At 34.3% G+C, this 24,755-nt stretch carries 20 protein-coding genes; 7 read left to right on the top strand and 13 right to left on the bottom strand.

The features are described from left to right. The first annotated feature begins 92 nt into the window (after positions 1-92). Positions 93-1,025 (top strand): outer membrane beta-barrel protein, encoded by a 933-nt coding sequence (locus tag AC6CH4_RS03690; protein ID WP_498100260.1) that lies wholly within the window; start codon positions 93-95, stop codon positions 1,023-1,025. Between the two features lie 195 nt (positions 1,026-1,220). On the opposite strand, the gene AC6CH4_RS03685 is transcribed toward AC6CH4_RS03690, so the two are convergent. The 4 genes from AC6CH4_RS03685 to AC6CH4_RS03670 all read right to left on the bottom strand — a co-directional run bounded on the left by AC6CH4_RS03685 (position 1,221) and on the right by AC6CH4_RS03670 (position 7,510). After that, the gene (locus AC6CH4_RS03685; RefSeq protein ID WP_498100258.1) at positions 1,221-2,213 is read right to left on the bottom strand and encodes a Gfo/Idh/MocA family protein; all 993 of its coding nucleotides are present in this window, start codon (positions 2,211-2,213) and stop codon (positions 1,221-1,223) included. Between the two features lie 311 nt (positions 2,214-2,524). After that, positions 2,525-4,633 carry a prolyl oligopeptidase family serine peptidase gene (locus AC6CH4_RS03680; protein ID WP_498100256.1) on the bottom strand — a complete coding sequence of 703 codons (2,109 nt, stop codon included), beginning with the start codon at positions 4,631-4,633 and terminating at the stop codon, positions 2,525-2,527. Positions 4,634-4,795: 162 nt separating this feature from the next. Next, positions 4,796-7,003, bottom strand: coding sequence for a TonB-dependent receptor (locus AC6CH4_RS03675; RefSeq protein WP_498100254.1), 2,208 nt, complete (start codon positions 7,001-7,003; stop codon positions 4,796-4,798). A 153-nt stretch (positions 7,004-7,156) separates the two neighbouring features. Next, the gene (locus AC6CH4_RS03670) at positions 7,157-7,510 is read right to left on the bottom strand and encodes a hypothetical protein (RefSeq protein ID WP_498100252.1); all 354 of its coding nucleotides are present in this window, start codon (positions 7,508-7,510) and stop codon (positions 7,157-7,159) included. Between the two features lie 189 nt (positions 7,511-7,699). Between AC6CH4_RS03670 and AC6CH4_RS03665 the strand changes: the two genes are divergently transcribed. Beyond that, a complete protein-coding gene (locus tag AC6CH4_RS03665; RefSeq protein ID WP_498100250.1) occupies positions 7,700-8,437 on the top strand; it encodes a porin family protein in 738 nt (245 codons plus the stop codon). Here the strand turns inward: AC6CH4_RS03665 and AC6CH4_RS03660 are convergent. After that, positions 8,432-9,037: a hypothetical protein gene (locus tag AC6CH4_RS03660; protein ID WP_498100248.1), complete on the bottom strand. Its 606-nt coding sequence runs from the start codon at positions 9,035-9,037 to the stop codon at positions 8,432-8,434. The genes AC6CH4_RS03665 and AC6CH4_RS03660 overlap by 6 nt on opposite strands. 227 nt (positions 9,038-9,264) lie before the next feature. Between AC6CH4_RS03660 and AC6CH4_RS03655 the strand changes: the two genes are divergently transcribed. The 3 genes from AC6CH4_RS03655 (at position 9,265) to AC6CH4_RS03645 (ending at position 13,350) form a co-directional block, all read left to right on the top strand. Beyond that, on the top strand, positions 9,265-11,736 hold the full coding sequence (locus AC6CH4_RS03655) for a bifunctional UDP-N-acetylmuramoyl-tripeptide:D-alanyl-D-alanine ligase/alanine racemase (protein ID WP_498100246.1): 2,472 nt from the start codon (positions 9,265-9,267) through the stop codon (positions 11,734-11,736). A gap of 68 nt (positions 11,737-11,804) precedes the next feature. Further along, positions 11,805-12,185: a large conductance mechanosensitive channel protein MscL gene (mscL, locus tag AC6CH4_RS03650; protein ID WP_498100244.1), complete on the top strand. Its 381-nt coding sequence runs from the start codon at positions 11,805-11,807 to the stop codon at positions 12,183-12,185. 175 nt (positions 12,186-12,360) lie between these two features. Further along, entirely contained in the window at positions 12,361-13,350 is a 990-nt protein-coding gene (locus tag AC6CH4_RS03645) for an aspartate-semialdehyde dehydrogenase (protein WP_498100242.1), read from the top strand. A 258-nt stretch (positions 13,351-13,608) separates the two neighbouring features. On the opposite strand, the gene AC6CH4_RS03640 is transcribed toward AC6CH4_RS03645, so the two are convergent. The 7 genes from AC6CH4_RS03640 to AC6CH4_RS03610 all read right to left on the bottom strand — a co-directional run bounded on the left by AC6CH4_RS03640 (position 13,609) and on the right by AC6CH4_RS03610 (position 21,095). After that, positions 13,609-13,926, bottom strand: a complete 318-nt coding sequence (locus tag AC6CH4_RS03640) for a 2Fe-2S iron-sulfur cluster-binding family protein (protein ID WP_026982672.1) — start codon at positions 13,924-13,926, stop codon at positions 13,609-13,611. 62 nt (positions 13,927-13,988) lie between these two features. Further along, positions 13,989-14,471, bottom strand: a complete 483-nt coding sequence (locus AC6CH4_RS03635) for a hypothetical protein (protein WP_498100240.1) — start codon at positions 14,469-14,471, stop codon at positions 13,989-13,991. 212 nt (positions 14,472-14,683) lie between these two features. After that, positions 14,684-14,923: a NifU family protein gene (locus tag AC6CH4_RS03630; protein WP_026982674.1), complete on the bottom strand. Its 240-nt coding sequence runs from the start codon at positions 14,921-14,923 to the stop codon at positions 14,684-14,686. A gap of 116 nt (positions 14,924-15,039) precedes the next feature. Further along, complete coding sequence (locus AC6CH4_RS03625; protein ID WP_498100238.1) at positions 15,040-16,173, bottom strand: Mrp/NBP35 family ATP-binding protein; 1,134 nt, start codon at positions 16,171-16,173, stop codon at positions 15,040-15,042. Between the two features lie 268 nt (positions 16,174-16,441). After that, complete coding sequence (locus AC6CH4_RS03620) at positions 16,442-18,877, bottom strand: ABC transporter permease (RefSeq protein ID WP_498100236.1); 2,436 nt, start codon at positions 18,875-18,877, stop codon at positions 16,442-16,444. 134 nt (positions 18,878-19,011) lie between these two features. Beyond that, positions 19,012-19,719 carry an ABC transporter ATP-binding protein gene (locus tag AC6CH4_RS03615; protein ID WP_498100234.1) on the bottom strand — a complete coding sequence of 236 codons (708 nt, stop codon included), beginning with the start codon at positions 19,717-19,719 and terminating at the stop codon, positions 19,012-19,014. A 131-nt stretch (positions 19,720-19,850) separates the two neighbouring features. Next, entirely contained in the window at positions 19,851-21,095 is a 1,245-nt protein-coding gene (locus AC6CH4_RS03610; RefSeq protein ID WP_498100607.1) for an efflux RND transporter periplasmic adaptor subunit, read from the bottom strand. A 157-nt stretch (positions 21,096-21,252) separates the two neighbouring features. Between AC6CH4_RS03610 and AC6CH4_RS03605 the strand changes: the two genes are divergently transcribed. Next, positions 21,253-22,611, top strand: a complete 1,359-nt coding sequence (locus AC6CH4_RS03605) for a sigma-54-dependent transcriptional regulator (RefSeq protein WP_498100232.1) — start codon at positions 21,253-21,255, stop codon at positions 22,609-22,611. Between the two features lie 277 nt (positions 22,612-22,888). Beyond that, positions 22,889-24,214: a sensor histidine kinase gene (locus tag AC6CH4_RS03600; RefSeq protein ID WP_498100230.1), complete on the top strand. Its 1,326-nt coding sequence runs from the start codon at positions 22,889-22,891 to the stop codon at positions 24,212-24,214. A gap of 172 nt (positions 24,215-24,386) precedes the next feature. Here the strand turns inward: AC6CH4_RS03600 and AC6CH4_RS03595 are convergent, their stop codons facing one another. Beyond that, positions 24,387-24,713 carry an MGMT family protein gene (locus tag AC6CH4_RS03595; protein WP_498100228.1) on the bottom strand — a complete coding sequence of 109 codons (327 nt, stop codon included), beginning with the start codon at positions 24,711-24,713 and terminating at the stop codon, positions 24,387-24,389. Positions 24,714-24,755 lie beyond the last annotated feature (42 nt).

The raw sequence follows: 24,755 nt of genomic DNA, 5'->3' as shown, positions 1-24,755 counted from the left end.
AATTACAACGATTTCGTGCCAAGTCTAACTTTGCAAACCAACAGAATATGTTAAAATATTATAAGTTTGCATAAATTAATTAAATCAGAATTATGAAAAAGAACCTATTTTTATTAGGATTATTAGTTTGCTCTATGGCCACAATGGCGCAAACAGAAAAAGCAGATAAACCAGAAAGCTGGTATTTTAAATTAGGAGGATCATATTTTGTTCAAACAGCTGCTACAGAATTTCCAATTGTAAATGGTGCATTACCTAATACAGATGTTTATGCTGCAGATGGTACAACTTTAATTTCAAGAGAAACAAATCATGGCTCATTTGGAGAAGGCTTCCGTACAGGTCTAACTGCAGGATACCGTTTTTCAACTCGTTTAGGTGTAGAAGTAGGATTTAACTATTTCAGTAGTGCCAGTAAAACTATGGTGCAAACCACTAATAGATTAGTTGCAGCTGGTCCTGTTTTTGCTAGTGGAAAAGCAGTGGGAAAAATTCAGGCTTTTGATGTTGCTCCAGCGCTTGTATTGTTTTTAGGTGAATCTAAAGGCTTTGAACCTTACACTAAAGTAGGAGTTATTGTTCCTGTTCATGGAGATTTGACAATTAAAACAGATAGAACTTATACAACTCCGGCAGGTACTGTGAATAGTTATGCTAAAGATGTAGTAAAGCCTAACCCAACAGTTGGATTTTTGGCTGCATTAGGAACATCTTATAAATTAGGAACACACATTGCTATTTTCGGAGAATTAGAATACCGTAACTTTACAGTTCATGGTAAAACTAAAGAAACTGAGGTATATACTGAAAACGGAGTAGATAGATTAAATACACCTACAAATTTCCGTCCTGATGCATCATATTCTGCAAGCCATACTAAATATGTTGAGCAAATTAACACAACATCAAACAGTAAAGTAACTAATGCTGCAGGATTTGATAACACAAGAGCTACAGATGATATTAGTTCTTATGTTGGAATTTCTGGTTTAGGTTTGACTTTAGGTTTAAGATACAGCCTATAATTCTAAAGAAATTTAAAGTTTATAAAAAAAAGAGGGTATTCGAAAGAATATCCTCTTTTTTTGTTTTACGGCTTTTTGTCATCCTGAGGAACGAAGGATCACACAAGGAGCTCGACAAAGATTGACGTCCCTTTGCGGATTTTCTTGTGTGATCCTTCGTTCCTCAGGAGGACAATACTAGTCGACAAAATCATTTTATTTCGAATTTCTAAACTCCTTCAAAACTTCATCAATAACCCAGCTTGTTCTGGCAGCCGAAGTTCCTTTAGAAGGAGAAAGTCCTTCATTACCTAAAAGTTCATTAACTACAGTTTCAATAAGTGGTTGTTGAATATGAAGAGGGTTTTCAATTTCGAAACTTTCTTTTTCTCCATTTGCATATTGAATATGAATAGGATCATTCCCAAAAGTTGAAAAAGATATTTTTCCTTTATCGCCAACAATTTCGGTATTATCATAACGTTCAAAACTCGCGAAATTCCATAAACCTGTTCCGTGAATCCCATTTTCAAATAGAAAAGACATGGATACCGAATCTTCGGCAGGATAGGCTTTAAGTTGAGAACTTGCATGTCCACGAACAGATTGGATCGGACCTAATACAAAATCAAGAAAATCTAAAGTATGGCAGGCTAAATCAACAAATATTCCACCACCAGAAATGTGTGGTAAAACGGTCCATGGCAAATTGATTTCGTCGTCATAACGTTCTTCAAACGGATGATATAAAACACAGTTTACATGTCTTACAGTTCCAATTTTATTCTGATCAATTAGTTCTTTTATTTTTAAGAATCTTGGCAAACTTCTTCTGTAATAAGCTACGAATAAAGGAACGTTATGTTGTTTGCAAACACTAATCATTTCGTTGCATTCTTCAAATGACAAAGCCATTGGTTTTTCGACGTAAACAGGTTTTCCTGCTTTGGCGCACAAAATCGTATATTCTTTATGAGAAGATGGAGGAGTGGCGATATAAACGGCATCAACTTCCGGATCGTTTATTAAGTCAATTGCATTCGAATACCATTTGGGAACATTATGACGTTTGGCGTAATCTTCGGCAAGTTTGGCATCTCTTCGCATTACAGCTACCAATGCAGAGTTTGGAGTTTTTTGAAAGCCCGGACCACTTTTAACTTCGGTTACATTGCCACAGCCTATTATTCCCCATTTTATGATTTTCATTTTTTCATTTTTTAGTTAATTCAAATTTAAAAAGGTTTGCCACGAATTACACCAATTTCCACGAATTATTTTTTCACGCAGATTTAAAGAGATTTAAGCTGATGCGCGCAGATTTTTTATTTATTAAATCAAATAATATCTGCCTAAATCTGCAGAATCTGCGTGAAACAAATATCTATGCAGACTTAAAAAATAAGCCATGAATTACACGAATTTAATTAGTAAAAATTCGTGTAATTTGTGGCAAAAAAATAGCCACGAAATCACAAAATAATTCGTGAATTCGTGGCTAAAAGAAACTTAAGTTTTATTTACTTTTTCGGCAAAGCTGTAAAGCCCATATTGTAAAGCGTGAACGCCTGAACATCTACATTTTCCTGAATAGAGGCCGCAACAGATTTTCCTGCTCCGTGACCGGCTTTTACATCAATACGAATTAATACCGGATTGTCACCCGTTTGTTTTTCCTGTAATTCAGCAGCAAATTTAAAACTGTGTGCCGGAACAACGCGGTCGTCATGATCTCCTGTTGTTACCATTGTTGCAGGATATTTAATGCCTGTTTTTACGTTTTGAACCGGAGAATACCCTTTTAGATATTCAAACATTTCTTTATTATCCTGAGCCGTTCCATAATCGTATGCCCAACCAGCTCCGGCCGTAAAAGTATGGTAACGCAACATGTCCATAACACCAACAGCTGGCAATGCTACTTTCATTAAGTCCGGGCGTTGTGTCATGGTTGCACCAACTAATAAACCTCCATTAGAACCTCCACGAATGGCTAAGAAATCTGATGAGGTATATTTTTGAGTGATTAGATATTCGCCAGCTGCAATAAAATCGTCAAACACATTTTGTTTTTGCAATTTCGTCCCGGCATCATGCCATTTTTTTCCATATTCACCACCACCTCTTAAATTGGCAACGGCATAAACACCTCCGTTTTCCATCCAAACCGCATTTGCAATACTGAAAGCGGGTGTTAAACTGATATTAAATCCACCATAACCGTAAAGAATTGTTGGGTTTTTACCGTTTAATTTTAATCCTTTTTTATAAGTAATAATCATCGGGATTTTAGTTCCGTCTTTTGAAGTGTAGAATACTTGTTTTGATTCATAATCTTCACTTTTGAAATCTACTTTCGGTTTTTGATAAATTTCAGATTTACCTGATTTTGGTTCCAGTGAATAAATGCTTCCTGGAGTTGTGTAGTTTGTAAAACTGTAATACAAAGTTTTTTCATGTTTTTTTCCACCAAATCCGCTTGCAGTTCCTACTGCCGGAAGTTTGATCTCACGAACTAATTTTCCGTTATAATCGTATTGTTGTACAAACGAAACGGCGTCTTTAGTATAATTGGCAAAAAAATATCCGCCGCCCGTTGAAGGCGATAAAATGTCTTGCGTTTCTTTGATAAAATCTTTCCAGTTTTCTGGTTTCGGATTGCTTACATCTACCGTTACAACGCGTTTGTTTGGCGCATTTAAATCAGTTTCGATAAACAATTTGCTTCCTTCGTTTTCAATAATTGAATTGTCGCTGTTGAAGTTGTCTACAATAGTTACAATTGGACTGTTTGCAGCAGTTAAATCCTTAATGTATAACTCGTTTCCATAGGTCGAATTTGCTGCTGAAATCACTAAATAACGATCATCTTCCGTTACATAACCACCAACATATCTTCTTTTTTGATCTGCTCCAAAAATTACTTTGTCTTCTTTTTGAGAAGTTCCCAGTTTATGGAAATACAATTTATGCTGATCTGTTTTAGCAGATAATTCACTTCCTTTTGGTTTGTCATAACTTGAATAATAAAATCCGTCGTTACCGTGCCATGAGATTCCGCTGAATTTTACATCAACTAAAGTATCTTCTAAAACTTTTTTAGACAAAGCATCAATAATAATTACTTTTCTCCAGTCGCTTCCGCCTTCAGAAATGGCATAAGCTGCTTTTGATCCGTCCTTAGAAAAATCCAGTCCGCCAAGTGAAGTAGTTCCGTCTTTAGAAAAAGTATTTGGATCCAGGAAAACTTCTTCTTTTCCATCTTGTCCTTTTCTGTAAATAACAGACTGATTTTGAAGTCCGTTGTTTTTTGAATAGTAAGTATATTTTCCTTCAGTAGAGGGGGCGCTTATTTTCTCATAATTCCAAAGTTTTTCCATTCGTTTTTTTAGCTCATCACGAAACGGAATTTTATCCAAATAGCCATAAGTAACTTTGTTTTCAGCTTGAACCCAAGCCCCGGTTTCGGCCGATTTATCGTCTTCAAGCCAACGATACGGATCGTTTACTTTAGTGTCAAAGTACACATCGACAGTTTCGCCTTTTTTTGTTTCCGGGTATTGAATTTTATTTTGTCCAAATGAAATTCCTGCAGTTGTAATAGCCATTATAAGAAATGTTTTTTTCATTGTTTAAGTTTAACGGTTTTAACAAAAATAGCATTTTTTGTTAGATGATAAATATTTAACCGCAAAGTGCGCAAAGTGTTTTACGCAAGGGTTGCAATGTTTAAAATAAAGCTTTGCGAACTTAGCGTAATTCCTTAGCGTTCCTTGCGGTTAAATTAAAAGTTACAGATTAAAATTTACTCCTAAAACAATGTTTCTTCCAATATTCGGGATGCCATCTGTTTTTAATCTGGAAAGGTGTGCAATATATTCTTTATCAAATAAATTGTTTCCGTTCAGGTTTACATCGAAAGCAGTTTTACCCAATTTTACAGTTCCTCCAAAACCTAAGTTTACCAAAGTATAACCTTTTGAAGCCGTTTCAAAGCCACTTACATTATCCTGTTTAAAAGTTGAGGAAACGTTTAAAGTTGCGAAACCTTCCTGTAACCAATCTTTGATTTTGAATTCAGTTCTAATTGTATTGTTCCAATTGTTAGCCGGAATTAATGGTAAGTAATCTTTGTTGTCTTTTTTACCCGTTACGGTTTCAAAACTTGTTTCAAAATGCAACCAGTCTAACGGATGCGGGTGAAAATGCAATCCGGCTTCACCACCATACAATTGTGCGTTATCCTGTACGTAGGCAAAAACGTCATTGTCATCACGAGTTTCTCCGGTCGGCGAAGTATAGATATAATTGTTTATGTGATTGTAAAATCCGTTTACGAAGAATTCAAAGTGTGAATTTTTATATTCTAAGTTTAAATCCGTCTGAACGTTTTGTTCGGTTTTCAAATTAGCGTTTCCAATTTCATAACGGTTAGTTCCTTCGTGAACTCCGTTTGAAGTTAATTCGGCTAAATTTGGCGCTCTAAATCCTGTTGCGACATTCAATCGAAGTGTTAAAGGTTCTGCTAATTTGGTTTTATAGCCCAAAGAAGCATTAAAGCTGTCGAACGATCTGTCTAAAGCCTCAAAATAACCTTCTTCGCCTGAAATTCCGTGCGCTTCTGAAGTAACGTTTCTATTGTCAAAACGTAATCCGGCTTGTAAAACACTATTATTCCATTCATAATTTGCTGTTCCAAAAACACCAAAATCATTTGTTGTTGCATCCGGAATCAAATATTCTTCACCAAAATTAGTATTGGTTTGATGCATTCCCTGAACGCCTAAAATTGTTTCAATTTTGCCCATTTTTGGGAAATGATATTTTGCGTTGTAATTGAACGTATTCAGTTTCATTCGTAAAGAGGCGTTGTTACTGTCTTCAAATTCGCTTCTGTCGTTGGCGATATAACCCAAATCAACATCTAATTTTGAGTTTTCAAAGAAAATAACATTGTTTAAACTCAACAAATGATTGAAAATTCCCTGTCTCGGAAATTGTGTGTCTTTGCTTGAAGATTGTTCTGCAATTCCATCTTCCGGCATTCCAAGATCCAATTTATTGTAATTGTATCTCAAAACACTTGAGAAGCTTGAATTACTATATCCAATTCCGGTTTTAAAATCGGTTTCATTATAACGTGAATTTGTTACTCGGTCGCCATCAGCAATTTTATAGTCAGAGTGTGTATTGAAACTTCCTCTGGCCAAAAATTTCCAGTTGTCTGTAGACGTTTTTAATCCAATTGATGAATTGCTTCCTTGTGTATTCGTGAAATATTTTTGACTAAAATTAGCCTTGAAAGTATTAGCATCGGCAAATTTTTCAGGATTGAAATATAAAACGCCACCTAAAGCATCAGAACCATATAATAAAGAGGCAGGTCCTTTAATTACTTCGACGCTTTCAATTCCGGCATCGTTTAAACCTAAACCATGTTCGTCTCCAAACTGCTGATTTTCGATACGAACACCTTGAGAATAAACCAAAACACGATTACCGCTTAAACCACGAATAACCGGTTTTCCGATAGAAGTTCCGGTTGAAATTTGAGAAACTCCGGGAATTGTTGCCAAACCTTCGATTAAAGTTGAGGTTCCTTTTTGTTGTAAGGTTTTGATACTTTCATGCTCGACTTTCATAACGTTTTGCGATTGCAATTTGTTGAAAGGAGTCGAAACCACAACTTCATCCATTTCAAAAACAGATTCTGAAAGTGTAATGTCTAAAGTGTTTTCTTTTAATAATTTAGCAATTGTCTTGTTTTGAGTGGTAAAACCAACAAAAGTAAAAGCAACCCTAAAACTTCCGTTTGGGAGATTGGTAAATTCGTATTTTCCGTTTGCGTCAGTGGTTGTTCCTTTATGTAATTCGGGTGCATAAACTGAAACACCCGGTAATGGTTGATTTTGAAGATCAGTTACGATTCCGGAAACAGAATTTTGAGCAGTTAGTATGCCCGAAAACCCTAAAATAAGGGCTAATATGATTTTTTTCATTTGAAAATGATGCTATAGTTTAATTGATTTTTCTTTTAGAATAAAAACAGAAATCAGAGCAAACTTGCCAATCCGGATAGTTTCAGGAGGGAAAATTTATTCTTTTTCTCATTTTATAATAAGAATTTGAGTTTACTTCGAATATTTCGAAATCTAGGAAACTATAACCGTAGGAGGACCACGCAGTAAATAAGCACTTCCTGAAAAAGAAAGGATGCTTTCTGAGAAGACAAAGAAAAAAGGTATTTCTTCATGAAAAGTTTGAAATGCGAAAGAAAAATTTTCAGGAACAATATAGCTTCCAAAAGCAAAATGACATACATAACACAAATCATAATCATGATGCTGATGCGTTATTTCACCACTCGGATCACTATAGTCGTGGTGACATTGTTTTTCTGAAAGTTGCTTTACAATATGCTCATAACTGTGTATCGACTGAAACAATATCGAGAACAATATTGTCAGTGCGAAAGAAACACTTAATATGAGCTGCTTTTTTTTCATGCAGGACAAAGGTATAAAAGAGCAATGAAAAATTGATTCATTTTTTAGATTCTGTTGCTAATTTGTTGAAAAAAAAGCAACAAATAGTTTTATTCGTCGTGAAAAAGAGAATAATTACTTTCAAATGGTATCCTGAACTGGCATTATATTATATTTGTGTGAAATAAATCAAAGCTAAAAAACGTTTATTTGAAAACCACATTAAAACCAAAATACGATATGCGATTCCTTTTTAGTTGTTTGTTTTTAGTTTCGTTTTTAAACGTTTTTTCGCAGGACGAAGTGAAACCTGAAATAAAACCTGTGATTAAAATTGATTCCCTATATCGTGAAGATCAGTTTTATTTTACGGTAACATATAATCTCTTGGTTCAGGGACCTCCAGGCTTAAAACAGGATAAGTTTTCTGCCGGACTTTCCGGAGGTTTTCTGCGCGATTTTCCCCTCAATAAAAAACGAACATTTGCCATAGCTCCTGGTTTAGGAATAAGTTATCAGAATTATTATCAAAATCTGACGGTTTCAACAGCTATTGACGGATCATTACTTTATGGAGTAAACAGTTATGACGAATTTGTCTCGAATAGGTTTAGACAATATTCAGTTGATTTACCAATAGAATTTAGATGGAGAAATTCTACTTTTGAAAGTACTAAATTCTGGAGAATTTATACAGGAATAAAATTTAGCTATGTTTTTGCAGCTAAATCTGTTTTGAAAGACGGAGAGAACACTTATAAAATTAAGAATAATCCGGATTTAAATGATTTTCAATATGGAGCTTACATTTCAGCAGGATACAATACCTGGAATATTTATGCCTATTATGGTTTAAATCCGTTGTATAAATCTACGGTAAAGACTATAAACGGAGAAAGTGTCAATATGAGAACATTAAACCTTGGATTGGTTTTTTATATTCTATAGCCACAAATATAAAAACAATAGCTGCGGTAAAACACCGAGTAATAAACCAATCAGTATTTCTTTACCTGTGTGAGCTTGCATTTCTAATCTTGAAGAAGCTACAATGCCGGTCATTAAAATCATAAAAGCAGCCCAATACGGATTTTGCATTTGCAAGTGGATATTCAAACCAATTACAAAAATGCTAAAACCGCTCATGGCCATAGTATGCAGACTTGCTTTTATCTTAAAAAGCGAACATATCAATGCTAAAATAGTACTGAACAACGCACCCAAAAAAAAGAAATGAAGTTCAGGATAACGCGCAATAACGATGCTTCTTTTTACCAGAAGGATATATAAAAAACACTGCAAAACAAGTGGAATTTTACGTTGTGATGTTTCCGCAACCATTATAGAATCGACATGTCCGGTGGAACGAAGCAGCAAGAAAAACAAAACCGGTACTAAAATCGTAATAATCAGAATTTGAAATAACACATAATATTTCTCCTGATTGGTGAAAATATCTCCTTTGCAAAAAAGATAAAACAAAGTAGCATACATCGAAATAAAAATCGGATGTAGGATATAGGAGAATAGTGGAAGTATCTTTTTCAAAACGCTGTATTTTGTGGTATTCAGCAAATATAATAATGTTTTTTGCCACGCATTACACAAATTTTCACAAATTATATTTAAAATCTTTACCTCATTTTAGAAACGAATAAGAATTAAATCTATGAAAATCTCTTAATCTGTGGCTAATTATTTAAGCCAAATATTAGTGAAAATTTGTGAAATTCGTGGCAAACCTTTTTCTAAATTTGACAAAAGAAACTTTCTAAATGAGCATAAATTTAAAAAACCTTATTTCAGTTCTTGACGCCAAATGGATCGGTCCTGATACTGATATTTTTATTGATCATATTTCTATCGACAGCCGTTCGTTGCAAAACGGATCAAAAACATTATTTTTTGCTTTATCCGGCGTTAATAATGATGCTCATTTATATATTCCGGAGTTGATAGAAAAAGGAGTTAAGAATTTTGTAGTTCATCAAATTCCGAAAAACAGTGAAGGGAAAGCTAATTTTTTGGTAGTAAAAAACACGCTCAAAGCTTTACAACAGTTTGCAGGTTATTATCGGGCCCTTTTTGATTTTCCGATACTCGGAATAACCGGAAGCAATGGAAAAACGATTGTAAAAGAATGGCTTAATTTTTTATTAAGTCCCGATTATAATGTTATCAGAAGCCCTAAAAGTTATAATTCTCAGGTTGGTGTTCCGCTTTCAGTGATTGCCATTAACGAAAAACATAATTTGGGTATTTTCGAAGCCGGAATTTCGACGGTTAACGAAATGAGTAAAGTCGAAAATATCATTAAACCAACGATCGGAGTTTTAACCAATATTGGTCCGGCACACGATGAAGGCTTTGACAATTTAGAGCAGAAAATCAAAGAGAAATTATTGCTTTTCAAAGAATCGGAAGTTATTATTTATCAAAAAAATAAACTTGTTGATCAATGTTTAAAGATCTTTTCTGAGGAATATCCGTTAAAAGAAAGGGAACTTTTTTCCTGGAGTTTTAGCGATAATTCTGCAGATGTATTTATTCTGGAAAAGGAAAACAGAAATGAAAAAACCACTATTCAATATCAATATCAAAACGAATTTTTCGATTTAGAAATTCCTTTTCAGGATGCTGCTTCTATTGAAAATGCGATTTCCTGTTTATTGGTTTTGCTTTACTTTAATTATGATTTTGAAACGATTCAGGGTCGCATGAAAATGTTGTATCCGGTCGAAATGCGTTTGGAAGTAAAGAACGGAATCAACAATTGCAGCATTATTGATGACAGTTATAGTTCCGATTTTCAATCCTTAAAAATTGCTTTGGATTTTCTGGAAAGCCAGCAAAAAAAGAACGCAACGAAAACCGTTATTTTATCTGATATTTTCCAAAGCGGATTTTCAAACGAAGAGTTGTATTCTAAAGTGGCTCAGCTTATTGCCGATAATAAAGTTAATAGAGTAATTGGAATTGGAGCGACTATTACATCTTTTAAAAACAAATTTCTGAATATCATCACATTTAAAAATACAGCCGAATTTATTTCGAAGTTCGAAAGTTTAAATTTCAATAATGAGACGATTTTGATTAAAGGAGCGAGATCGTTTCAGTTTGAAGAAATTGTTTCTTTGCTTGAAGAAAAAACGCATGAAACGGTTCTTGAAATAAATTTAGATTCTATTAGTCATAACCTGAATTTCTTTAAAGCGAAACTGGATCCAGAAGTAAAAATCATGGTCATGGTAAAAGCTTTCGGATATGGAAATGGAGGTTTGGAAATTGCAAAATTACTCGAACATCATAAAGCAGATTATTTAGGTGTGGCTTTCGCCGATGAAGGAATTTCATTGAAAAACGGTGGAATTAAACTACCCATTATGGTTTTGAATCCGGAATCGACCAGTTTTCCTTCGATTATTCAATATCAATTAGAACCAGAAATTTACAGCATAAAAGGATTAAATGCCTTTTTGAAAATTGCCCGCGAGAAGAATCTGAAGAATTTTCCAATTCATATAAAATTAGATACCGGAATGCATCGTTTGGGTTTTGAAGAAAATACGATTGATGAATTGATTGAAACTTTAAAAGGAAATACAACCGTTCGCATTCAGAGTGTTTTGTCACATATGGCAACGAGTGACGAAATGAAGCATTATGAGTTTGCGCTTTCGCAGATTAATTTATTCGAAAAATTATCTTCAAAAGTAATTTCAGAATTAAACATTAATCCAATTCGCCATATTCTGAATACATCCGGAATTAGCAATTTCCCGAACGCGCAATATAATATGGTTCGTTTAGGAATTGGTTTATACGGAGTTTCCAATGATCCATCGGAACAAAAATATTTAGAAAACGTGGGAACATTGAAATCGATTGTTTCTCAGGTTCGAACGATTCCTGCAGGCGATAGCGTTGGTTACGGACGTCGTTTTATGGCAGAGAAGGAAACAAAAATTGCTACAATTCCAATTGGGTACGCTGACGGAATCTCCAGATTATGGGGAAATCAGGTTGGATTTGTTACGATTAAAAATCAAAAAGCATTTATTGTTGGAAGTGTTTGTATGGATATGTTGATGGTTGATGTAAGCGAAATTGATTGCAAAGAAGGAGATTCGGTTATTATTTTCGGCGAAAGCCCAACGGTTATCGAAATGGCAGAAGCTTTAAAAACAATTCCGTATGAAATTATGACAAGTATTTCACAACGTGTAAAAAGGGTATTTTTCAGATAGTTTTCAGTATTTTTTAAAGAAAATTACGTATTTTCGATATACTTAATTATAAATTTAAAGAAACAATTATGAGTGTACTTTCGGAATTTAAGGAATTTGCAATGAAAGGCAACGTAGTCGATTTGGCTGTGGGTGTCATTATTGGAGCTGCTTTTGGTAAAATTGTAAGCTCATTAATTGAAAATGTAATTACTCCATTGATATTAAAACCTGCATTAGATGCGGCGCATTTATCGACGATCGAAGAATTAACAGCTTTTGGAGGAGTAAAATATGGGCTGTTTATTTCGGCTGTAATTAACTTTATAATTGTTGCATTTGTATTGTTCTTAATTATTAAAGGAATAAATAAAATGAAGAAGAAAGATGAGGTTGTTGTGCCACCTGCAGGACCAACGCAAGAAGAATTGCTTACGCAAATTAGAGATCTATTAAAAAATAAACAATAATATACTATACCGCTACACTAAGTCTAACTTAACCGTTCCTTAATTGGAGGGGTTTTTTTTATATAATGTTTAATTTGTAACATTTTGTTATTTTTTGTGAAGCATCTTGTTTTGACTTTTATTATGTATACTTTTGCATTATAATTTAGATTTAATTCATACTAAAAATATAAAAATGAGAATAGCGGTTGTAGGTGCCACTGGTATGGTTGGCGAGGTAATGCTTAAAGTTTTAGCGGAAAGAAATTTTCCGGTTACAGAATTGATTCCTGTTGCATCTGAAAGATCAGTAGGAAAAGAAATTGAATATAAAGGAACAAAATATAAAGTTGTAGGAATGCAAACAGCAGTTGATATGAAAGCTGATATTGCAGTTTTCTCTGCCGGAGGTGATACTTCATTAGAATGGGCACCAAAATTTGCTGCAGTCGGAACAACAGTTATTGATAATTCATCGGCATGGAGAATGGACCCTACAAAAAAATTAGTAGTACCTGAAATCAATGCTGACACCTTAACAAAAGAAGATAAAATTATTGCAAATCCAAACTGCTCTACTATTCAAATGGTATTGGCATTGGCTCCTTTGCACAAAAAATACAACATTAGAAGAATCATAGTTTCTACTTACCAATCGATCACCGGAACTGGTGTAAAAGCGGTAAGACAATTAGAAAACGAGTATGCCGGAATTCAGGGTGAAATGGCTTACAAATACCCAATTCACAGAAATGCGATTCCACATTGTGATAGTTTCGAAGAAAACGGATACACTAAAGAAGAAATGAAGTTAGTTCGCGAAACTCAAAAAATTCTTGGTGACAACACCATCAGAGTGACGGCTACTGCAGTACGTGTTCCGGTTGTTGGCGGACATAGTGAAGCGGTAAATGTTGAGTTTACAAATGATTTTGATGTAAATGAAGTTCGTGAAATTTTACACCATACTGATGGAGTAGTAGTTCAGGATAATTTAGATACTTTTACATACCCAATGCCATTATATGCAGAAGGTAAAAATGATGTTTTTGTTGGGAGAATTCGTCGTGACGAAAGCCAGCCAAATACATTAAACATGTGGATTGTTGCTGATAACCTAAGAAAAGGAGCCGCTACAAACACCATTCAAATCGCTGAGTATTTAATTTCAGCTGGTTTAGTATAATTAGAGATTAAAGAAAATTGTTATAAAGGAAAAACCGTAATTGCAGTAATGTAATTACGGTTTTTTTGTGGAATTAATTTATGCAGCAAACCCGATAGGTTTTTAAAACCTGTCGGTTTAATTAAGCGCATAAAAAAAGCGAGAATCTAAATTCTCGCTTTTTTATTTTAATATTAAGCAGGATATTTTAAGCAAAAATTCCAAATTCCATAGTCAAACTATTGGAATTTGGAATTTTAAAATATTGTAATTTATTCTTTAATATTCAGGAGCCAGTTCTAATTCCAGTCCTTCTAATTCTGTAGTAATTGGAATCTGACAGCCTAAACGACTATTAGATTTAACATAAAACGCTTCCGACAGCATGGCTTCTTCTTCATCTCCCATTTCAGGTAATGCAACATCATTTAGAACGTAACACTGGCAAGAGGCGCACATGGCCATTCCGCCACAGGTTCCTTCAACAGGAAGTTCGTATGCCTTGCATAACTCCATTATATTCATTGCCATATCAGTTGGAGCCTGTAATTCGTGTATAACTCCTTCTCGATCCTTAATCTTTATTAATACATCCATTTTTAATTAATTGGAATTTTAGGGGTCAGGATTTTATAACGTGAAAAAATCCTTGTTTATAGTTAACTAGTTGGTTTTAGGCTAAATGCGTATTCCTTTTTACTGCTCTCTTTAAGATGCATTTTTAAGCCAAGTGTGTTACCACTCTTTTCTAATATTGTTACTATTGCAATAACAGAATAATAATCTTTGTCTGACTGAAAAATTAAAGTTCCCTCATATGTTGAGTTTACTACACCTTGTTTATCAGTTGTTACAGTTAATTTTCTCGGATGTGAAAATTCTGCAGCGCTATATGTTGCCTTGTTTGAAAATTTTGGTTTTCCTTCGCAGATATCATATAGAAAATCATAATTGCCAATTCTTAAACTTCCTTCCTCAGCAGCAGCATTAGTTGAAAAAACGATTTGTCCTGCATATTTAAAATCTGACCATTCTTCAGAATCATTTACCCAGGCTTTGTCAACAATTAAAGTTTGACTTTGTTGTGCGTAATTTACGGAAACAAAAAATAACAATAAAAATAGAGCGTAGTAGTTCTTCATAATTAATGATTTAGGGATTATGTTACAAATTTAAGTTAAAATGTAATAAACCCTCAACTAAAACTCTTAATTCTTTAGCTTGTTTTTTACTGATTCTGTAATATAAGCGGTAATTTTGAGTGATTTGTTTATGATTTATAAAGAAAACATTCAAAAGAACTATTATTCTTGTTAATGGACTGAAGCCGCAAGGACAGAAAAACGCCTGTTTGTTACATGATATTTACCACAGTTTCAATCTGTGGCGCATATTTTTTAATTGTTGTTTCAACCCCTGCTTTTAGCGTCATTTGATTTACGCTACAGCTAATACATGCGCCTTCGAGACGAACTTTAACATGTTTGTCGTCGTCTATAGAAATAAGCGTAATATCTCCTCCATCAGAATTTAAAAAAGGTCTGATCTCATCCAGAGCTAGTAATACGTTGCTTGTTAATTCTTCTGTTGTCATAATTTTATATATCAATTAGAGAATTAGATAATCAGAAAATGTGTCAATTAGATAATTGTCTTGTGCTCATTATCTAATTATCAAATTATCTCATTATCTAATTTTATCTCAATTATCTAATTCTTTTTAACTGCTGAACATCCAGCCATTGTTGTAATTTTAATGGCTTCGGTTGCTGGTAAGCTATCGTTTCTGTTTACTGTTTCCTGTACCACATTTCTGGTAATTTCTTCAAAAATAGTTTCAATTACAGAAGCCGTTTGTAAAGCTGCCGGACGACCGTAATCTCCTGCTTCACGAATTGACTGTACAATTGGCACTTCTCCTAAGAATGGAACATCTAAATCTTCTGCAAGATTTTTAGCTCCTTCCTGTCCAAAGATATAGTATTTATTGTCAGGTAATTCTTCTGGTGTAAAGTACGCCATATTTTCAATGATTCCCAAAACAGGAACATTAATATTGTCCTGCATAAACATTGAAACTCCTTTTTTAGCATCTGCAAGTGCCACAGCCTGAGGTGTACTTACAACTACAGCTCCGGTTATTGGCAATGATTGCATAATCGAAAGGTGAATGTCTCCGGTTCCAGGAGGTAAATCGATTAGCATGAAATCTAATTCTCCCCAATCTGCATCAAAGATCATTTGGTTTAAAGCTTTTGCAGCCATAGGACCTCTCCAGATTACTGCCTGGCTTGGTGCTGTAAAGAATCCGATAGAAAGTATTTTGACTTCAAAACTTTCGATTGGTTTCATTTTTGATTTCCCGTCAACGGTAATCGAAATTGGTTTTTCATTTTCAACGTCAAACATAATTGGCATCGAAGGGCCGTAAATATCAGCGTCTAAAACTCCAACGGCAAAACCCATTTTGGCAAGTGTTACGGCAAGATTTGCAGTAACAGTTGATTTTCCAACGCCACCTTTTCCAGAGGCAACGGCAATAATATTTTTGATTCCCGGAATTGCTTTTCCTTTTATTTCGTTAGGATTTTCCTTTGCTTCAACTTTAATATTTACTTTAACTTTAGCTTCGGGCGATACCAATTCGTGAATTGTTTTTTTGATATCATCTTCGGCCCTTTTTTTAATATGCATTGCCGGTGTGTGCAATAGTAAATCTACGACAACTTCATCACCAAAAGTAATAACATTGGCAACAGCACCGCTTTCAACCATATTTTTTCCTTCTCCGGCTATGGTAATTGTTTCCAGAGCTTTAAGAATTTCTTTTCTATCTAATTTCATTTTTAATGTAGGTGTTTCTATTGGTGAAACTTATTTAAACACTATCTTTATTTAAACTCGTTTCAGACTGCAAAGATAACAGATTATGTTCGGATTTCTGCCCTTTTTGAATCGTATTTATTGATATCGAAATTATTCAAAATGATACTATTGCGCTTTTTTGGCCAGCAAATAAAAATTATGAACTTTAATAACTTAGTTTATAAGAAAAGAAACCCGTCAGATTTAGTAAATCTGGCGGGTTTCTTAAAAAAAATGGTCTACAAGTTTATTCGTATTTTAGATATTTTAAAATGTCTATTTTGGTTACCTGATAGGCTTTTGCCAAAACAATCATTAACGTTAAAACCAATAAAGAAACTAATGCAATGCTAAAGGGAATCACTGAAACATTGATTCTGAAAGCGAAATTCTCCAGCCATTTTTGCAACAAAATATAAGCAGGGACAATTCCGATTGCAAATCCCAGCAAACAAAAAATAACATATTGTTTTGATAATTCTTTTAGCAAAATATCAGTTTCGGCTCCCAATGTTTTTCTAATCGCAATTTCTTTCAATCTTCTCTCCATCGAAAATGATGCCAAAGCAAACAGTCCAAAAATGGCAATTACAATCACAATTAAGTTCAGGATAAAGAATAAATCTTTTTGTTTTACCTGCTCCTGATAGGTTTTTGCAAAACCCTTATTTACAAATTCATAGTCAAAAGGATAATCGGGATTTACATTTTTCTCCCAATAACTTTTTAGTTTGGCCAGTGTTTCGCTTAAATTATTCGGTGAGACTTTTACATAAACATTATTAAAGTTATTCCACTTTAAAGTTTTAAGGTTGACAAAAACCATCGGCGGAACTTTGTCCTGAAGTCCTGTAATATGAAAATCTTTTACAACGCCCACGATTTTAAATTTCAAATTTTCTCCATCGTCGTCTCCCCAGCCAGATGTTATAATCGTATTTATTGGGTTTTTAAGGTTTAAAGTTTTAACCAGGGTTTCATTCATCAACATATTACTAACCGTATCTGAAGCAAACTCCGGAGATAAATCACGACCCTGAACCATTTTTATTTTCATCATTTCAAGGAAGCCAAAATCCATTTCAACATTTCTTGGTTGTACGGCAATACCATTGTGGGTAAATCCTGAACTCGAATTGGTACTGTTTCCAAAAGTTCCTGCAAAAGTAGAAATTTCCTCAACTCCTGATATTTTTTTGATTTCCTGCTTCATAGCAAGATATTTGTCTGTTCTTTGTTTTCGTTCAGGAGTATTAAACGGAATTCTTAATACCTGATTACCACTAAAACCAAGTTCTTTGTTCATCATATAAGCAACCTGAGAATTTACAATCAAGGCACCAATGATAAAAAAGGCAGCAATTCCAAACTGAAAAATCAACATCGAATTCCGTATCCAGATTCCACTTTTACTTCGGGAAAAATTTCCTTTTAAAACTTTTAAAGTTTCAAAATTGGAGATATAAACGGCAGGGAAAATACCCGCAAGAACAATTACTAATCCAAATATAAAAATGAGCTGCAGGTAAAATTCACCACCATTCATGGTTAAAGTTTTCTTCAAAAAGTTGTTGTAGTAAGGCAGGGAAAGTTCCACAATTGCCAAAGCGAATATTATAGATAGAATAACAATTATGGCTGTTTCAAATATAAACTGCGTTGTAATCTGACTTTTTGTGGCGCCTACAATTTTACGGACACCCACTTCTTTTGCACGTTTTATTGCCGAAGCCGTTGCGAGGTTAATATAATTTACGAGAGATAAAACCAGAATCAAAATAGATAAACCAACCATAATATAAAGCAATTGCAAATTGCCTCTTCCTTCCGGAAAATTAATTCCCTGAGAAGATTTTGTTCCATATAAACGAGCCGTTTGCAATTGGTCGATGATAACCGTTGTTTCACCATTTTCTTTAAGATATTGTGCTACAGTCTGGCCACTTTCTTTAGCGTCTTTTACGGTCCTGTTGACAAAATTTACATTTTGCATTTTCTTTAAAAGCGCAATGGGATCAGTGCCTTTTTTGACTTTAATCATCATGCCGTAATTGAAATTTCCCCAGCTCGTTTTGTCCCCTTCACGCTGAACGCCTCCAAAAACGTAGTTAGGTTGTATAGAAGACGGTTTCATTAAACGGTAAACGGATTTTACAGTATAAAACTTATTACCATAATTGATCGACTGACCAATTGGATCCTGATTGTTAAAAAGCAATTTGGCCGTTTCTTCAGCTATTGCAACGCTATTGTCTTCTTTCAGGATATTAGTCTTGGCTCCTTGTACAATTGGAAAGGGAAAAACATCAAAAAAACCATTGTCGGCAACTGTGATTTTGTCTGCCATTATTTTTTTGTTCTGATATTTAATTGGAGCATTATCATACCAGGTATTGTTGAAAAAACAAATAGATTCAATTTCAGGAATGGTGGCTTTACAGGTTTCTCCAAAAGGAATAGAATTTGATGCCCAGGTATTGCCTGTTCCTCCAATTTTGTTCAAAACCTGATAAGTGTTTTCTTTTTCAGGATTCCATTGATCGTAGGCGTTTTCGTTATTCCAATATAAAATAGCGAAAATTACTCCGGCAACCCCAATGCTTAATCCTAAAACATTTAAAAACGAAAACAGTTTGCTTTGCTTTAAATGATAAATAAATATTTTAAACCAGTTAAAAATCATGGTGTGTTTTGTTTATGATTAGTTATTTTTTAAGGTCTAATAGGTTTTAAACCTTTTAGATCATTGCTAATATTTTGCAAACAAATCCAATTAGGATTGTGATCGCAGTTACAATAAATTTTATCATCTTGAAATTATTTAGCGTCCATAAAAACATCTACATTTCTCTGATTGAATCGCTCAGAGAATATTACACCGTCTTTCATATGAATCGTTTTTTGCGAAAACGAAGCATCATAATCAGAGTGGGTTACCATCAAAATTGTCGCGCCTTTTGCGTGCAAATCTGTTAAGAGTTCCATTACCTCATTACCATTTTTACTGTCCAGATTTCCGGTTGGCTCATCGGCTAAGATGATTTTCGGATCGTTTACCAAAGCTCTCGCAACCGCAACTCTTTGTTGTTGTCCTCCCGAAAGCTGTTGAGGATAATGTTTCAAACGATGAGAGATATTTAATTTCTCGGCAATAGCCTCAATTTTTTGTTTTCTTTCTGATGCTTTTACGTTGTTGTACAATAAAGGCAATTCGATATTGTCGTAAACAGAAAGTTCGTCTATCAAATTGAAATTTTGAAAAATGAATCCGATGTTTTCTTTACGAACAGCAGCTCTTCCTTTTTCTTTTAGACCAATCATTTCCTGATCTAATAATTTATAACTTCCATCGGTAGCACTGTCCAAAAGTCCGATGATATTTAGTAAAGTCGATTTTCCACAACCTGAAGGTCCCATGATAGTTAAAAAATCACCTTTTTTAATTTCTAAAGAAATACCGCTTAAGGCTGATGTTTCTACTTCTTCTGTTCTAAAAACTTTGGTTAAATTTTGAATTGTTATCATAATGGTAAAGCTGTTAAATGTTATTATTCGTTTTTTGATTGATGATTTTGATTGATGATTGAAACTCTTTTTTTAGTTATGAATTATGAATTATGAGTTATAAGTTGTGAGTTGACTGCGACTGAAAACTGTTACTGTGAACTAATCGATAACTCTTCTACATCTTTATAATCTGTATAAGAGGATGTGATCACAGATTCACCTTCTTTTAAGCCTTCCAGAATTTCATAATACGAAGGATTTTCTCTGCCTAATTTGATGTTTCTCCTTTCGGCTTTATTTCCTTTGACTACAAAAATCCATTTGCCGGCAGTTTCCTGATTGAAGCTTCCTTTTGGAACCACTAATGTTTTGTTTTTCTCTGATAAAATCAGTTTTACACCAAAACTAAGTCCGTCTTGCAAAACGATTTCTTCTTTAGAAGTAAATGCCAATTCGACTGTAAAGTGACCACTTTTTACTTCCGGAATTACTTTGGTTACTAAAACCTCTAAAGTTTTTCCTTTAAATTCTACCTGACCTTTTAAACCTTCGCGAACTTTTTCCAGATAAAACTCATCAACATCGGCAGCCAATTTGTATCCTTTTTTTGAATCGATTTTTCCGATGCTTTCTCCTGCCTGGAATGTTTTTCCTAAAACGGGTTCAAATGAGGTTAATCTTCCAGATTCAGGAGCAGTGATTAAAAAGTTCTTTTTGTTGTTTCTCAAAATATCCAAACTTTTTTCCATCGTCTGAATCGAACGGTTGATTTGTGAAATCTGAACCTGATTCGTTTGTTTCTCTTTTTGGATACTTTGCTGAATCGTTCTTTTTCGTTCTTCCTGAAAACGTAAACTTTCTTTGAAGGTATTCCAGTCGTTTTTAGAGATTACTTCCTTCTCATATAAACGAGCATTCATATCGTATAATCTTTTGGCATCGTTATAATCGTGTTCGATCAAAACCAAATCTTTATTTAAATTTAATTCCTGATTTCTAATGTTCAGTTTTCCGGTATTCAAGTTGTTGATTTGCTCAATAATGGCGGTTTCCTGAGTAAGATAATTTAGTTCTGTATTCGGATTGTACAAACGGGCCAATGATTGCCCTTGGGTTACCATCGCGCCATTTTCAACAAAAATCTCTTTTACAGATCCTCCTTCTGTAACGTTTACAAGCATTACGTTCAAAGGTTCAACTTTGGCCTGAAAAACAACAAAATCTTCAAAAAAGGCTTTTTCGATTTTTTGAACGGATAGTTCTTCGGCTTTTACATTTAAACTTCTTTTGGTGTTAAACGAAAAAAAGATGATGACAGCCAAAACTAAAAAAACTCCAATTGCTATTGTGAGATATCTAAATTTTCTATTTTTACGAGGAATTACCTTGTCCATTTTATAAATAATTTGTTGATTACCAATAGGTAAATATTGTGCCACAAAATTTATTATTTGTAAAGCCTTGATTTTAAAGAAGCTTTAAAAACCATTCAAAAAAAGGAGTGTTCGATAATGAACAGTTGACCGTTCAAAATCGGACAAAAACAGACAGATGCGAAAAAAACTAGCCCAAATATTAATTGTTGACGATCAGGAAGAAATTCTTTTTTCGGCAAAAATGATTCTCAAAAAACATTTTGAAACCATTTTTACCACAAACAATCCCAAAAAAATCATTTCTCTTTTAAGCGAAAATGAAATAAATGTGGTTTTATTGGATATGAATTACCGCATTGGTTTTGAAGACGGTCGCGAAGGAATTCATTGGCTGAAAGAAATCAAAACGCTTTCGCCTCAAACCATTGTGATTTTAATGACGGCGTTTGGTAAAATCGAAACCGCTGTTGAAGGCATAAAAATTGGTGCTTTTGATTATGTTTTGAAACCCTGGCACAACGAAAAATTATTGGAAACGATTGACAAGGCTGTCGCCGAAAGCAGAAAAAACAATAAAAAACCAGTAATCGAAAAAACCGAAAAAAGATATTTCACAGGAACTTCCCAAAAAATAAAACAAGCGTATTCTATAGCTGAAAGAGTAGCGAAAACCGATGCCAACGTTTTGATTTTAGGCGAAAACGGAACCGGAAAATATGTTTTTGCCGAGTTTATTCATCAAAATTCAGAACGAAAAAACCAGCCTTTTGTTCACGTTGATTTGGGTTCTCTAAGTGATAATTTATTTGAAAGTGAACTTTTTGGCTACGCAAAAGGCGCTTTTACCGATGCTAAAATGGATACTCCGGGAAGATTCGAAATGGCTTCAAAAGGCACTATTTTTCTCGACGAAATCGGAAATATTCCATTGCATTTACAAGCCAAATTGTTACATGTTCTACAAACTAAAACGGTTACACGCTTAGGCGAAAGCAAACCAAGACCTTTAAATGTCCGCATTATTTCGGCAACCAACAGCGATATTAAAGCAGAGGTAAAAAACAAAACCTTCCGTGAAGATTTGCTTTACCGAATCAATACTATGGAAATTCAGTTGCCCTCTTTACGTGAAAGAAAAGATGATATTGTTCCGATGGCGAATTTTATCCTCGATCAGATTTCCGAAAAATACAATCATGGTCCCGAAGCTTCGGGATGGCAATTTGAAGAAAATGCAGGCCCGTATCTGGAAAAATATCCATGGAAAGGAAATGTCCGCGAAATGGAGAACAAAATCGAACGCGCTTTGATTTTAGCCGATAATAATACGATAACGGTTCACGACTTGGATATCTTAGATTTTGAAGAAGTTCAGGAAAACGATGAAAATCCGTTATCTGAAATGGAGAAAACAGCTATCGAAAAAGCCTTATTCAAACACCACGGCAACATCAGCAAAACTGCGGAAGAACTAGGTTTATCAAGAGCAGCTTTATACAGAAGAATTGAGAAATACGATTTGAAAAATACTTAAGCACTGGGTTGATTTTACCGCAAAGCACGCTAAGTATTTTTTTTGTTGTGTTTGTAATTGTCTTTATTAAGTTCGCAAAGCTTTGTGTTATGACCATTGCGTAAACCCTTCGAACTCCTATGAGTGCGTTAATTTTACCGCAAAGCACGCAAAGTATTTTATTCGTTGTGTGTGCAGTTGGCTTTATTAAGTTCGCAAAGCTTTGTGTAGCGACCTTTGCGTAAACCCTTTGCGAACTTTGCGGTTAAATTTTAAGCATTATTAAGAAAAAAAATAAATGAAAAATTGGAAGTTTTATAACGCCTTATTTGTGAGAGTCTTGTTTGTCATGATGCTCTTTTTCTTTTGCGTTTTTCTGATCTATAAAATGTTTTATTACAATGCCATTTTGGTTGGACTTTTTGCCGTAATAATGTTGTTTGAAATGTATTTTTTCGTCAAAAACCAATTGCTGTTTTATGACAGAACATTGCTTTCCATGCTTCAAAAAGACTTTTCAACCAATTTTCCCGAAGAGAATAAAAAAGACAATTTTGAGAGTTTATACCTTTTATACGAGGCTTTAAAAATTCAGCAGCAAGAGCAAACCTCAAAAGAACTGGTATACCAATCTATATTAAATAGCATTGATACCGGAACGCTGATTTTAGAAAAAGAAAATGACGAGTGGAATATTTTTCTGATGAACGATTGTTTCTCTAATTTGTTTAAAGTGCCAAAAGTCAGTCATTGGAGTTACTTAAAAAACTATTTGCCATCACTTTGTAATGAAATCGAGAAATCTGATTTTGCCGAAGTAAAGTCGGCTATTTCGATAAAAATTGAAGAACAGGATTTGCAGACTTTTGTGCTTCAAACCTCACTTACCAAAACGTATAACAAAGAATATTTCATTATTTTATTGGATAGTATTCAGCGTGTGATTGAGAAAAAGGAAAAAGAAGCCTGGATCAATCTGATGAAAATTATTTCGCATGAGTTAATGAATTCCTTGACGCCAATTCGCGCGCTTTCGCAGAATTTACTCCAAATTGTCGATCAGGAAAAACTCGAAGAAGATGATTTCGAGGACATTAAAAGCAGTATTTCGACAATCATAAACAGAAGTGATCATATTCAGGTTTTTGTTGAAAATTATCGAAAATTGGCGATGCTTCCGACTCCTACAAAAGAGATGACACCAATAAATGCGCTTTTCGAAGATTGCCTGCGAATCATGAATCCGATTTTAAAGGCTGAAAATATTGAATTGATAAATGATATAAACAGTTCACGTTCGATTTTAATTGATAAAAATCAGATGGAGCAGGTGATCATCAATTTGATTACCAATAGTATTTATGCTTTAAAAGAGAAAAGCGAAAAGAAAATGTTTCTGTCAAGTTACACCGAAAACAATCGTTTTTTCATCACGATATCTGATAACGGAAAAGGAATTGATTCTGAAATTAGAGACAAAGTTTTTCTACCCTTTTTCACCACCAGAAAAGACGGCGCGGGAATTGGTTTAACGCTTTCCAAAAACATCATCGAAGCGCACGGAGGTTATTTAAGTTATCAAACTGATGAAGATAAAACGAGCTTTGTTATTTGTTTGATTTGATACGGATTCATCTTTGTCAAGATTTGTATGCTTATTTTTGTCATTCCGAGGAACGAGGAATCCCCGCAAGTAACTCCGCAACGAAAACCCAATCTTTGTCGAGCTTCTCGCGGGGATTCCTCGTTCCTCGGAATGACAAGATTGTGGTTATTTGTTATGTAGAAAAAAAAACTTAGTATTCCATTTCAGGCGTCCAAAAATGTTTTTCCAAATCTATAATTTGATTGTCTATAACTTCAATGCCTTCACTTTCCAAAAGTTGCTGCATTAAATTCGTTCCGTCAAAATGGTGTTTTCCGGTCAAAAGTCCTTTTCTATTGACAACGCGGTGCGCGGGAACATCATCCCTATTATGACAGGCATTCATGGCCCAGCCCACCATTCGGGCAGAGCGGGCAGTTCCTAAAGCTTTTGCAATAGCGCCATAAGAAGTCACTTTCCCGTACGGAATTTGTCTGGCGATCTCATAAACTCTTTCAAAAAAATTATCTTCAGCCATAAGTTTAAAATTGGTTTCACGCAGATTTTGCAGATTTGAGCA

This window comes from Flavobacterium sp. GQ95 (assembly GCF_059758655.1).
This window is presented reverse-complemented; position numbering and strand designations above follow the sequence as displayed.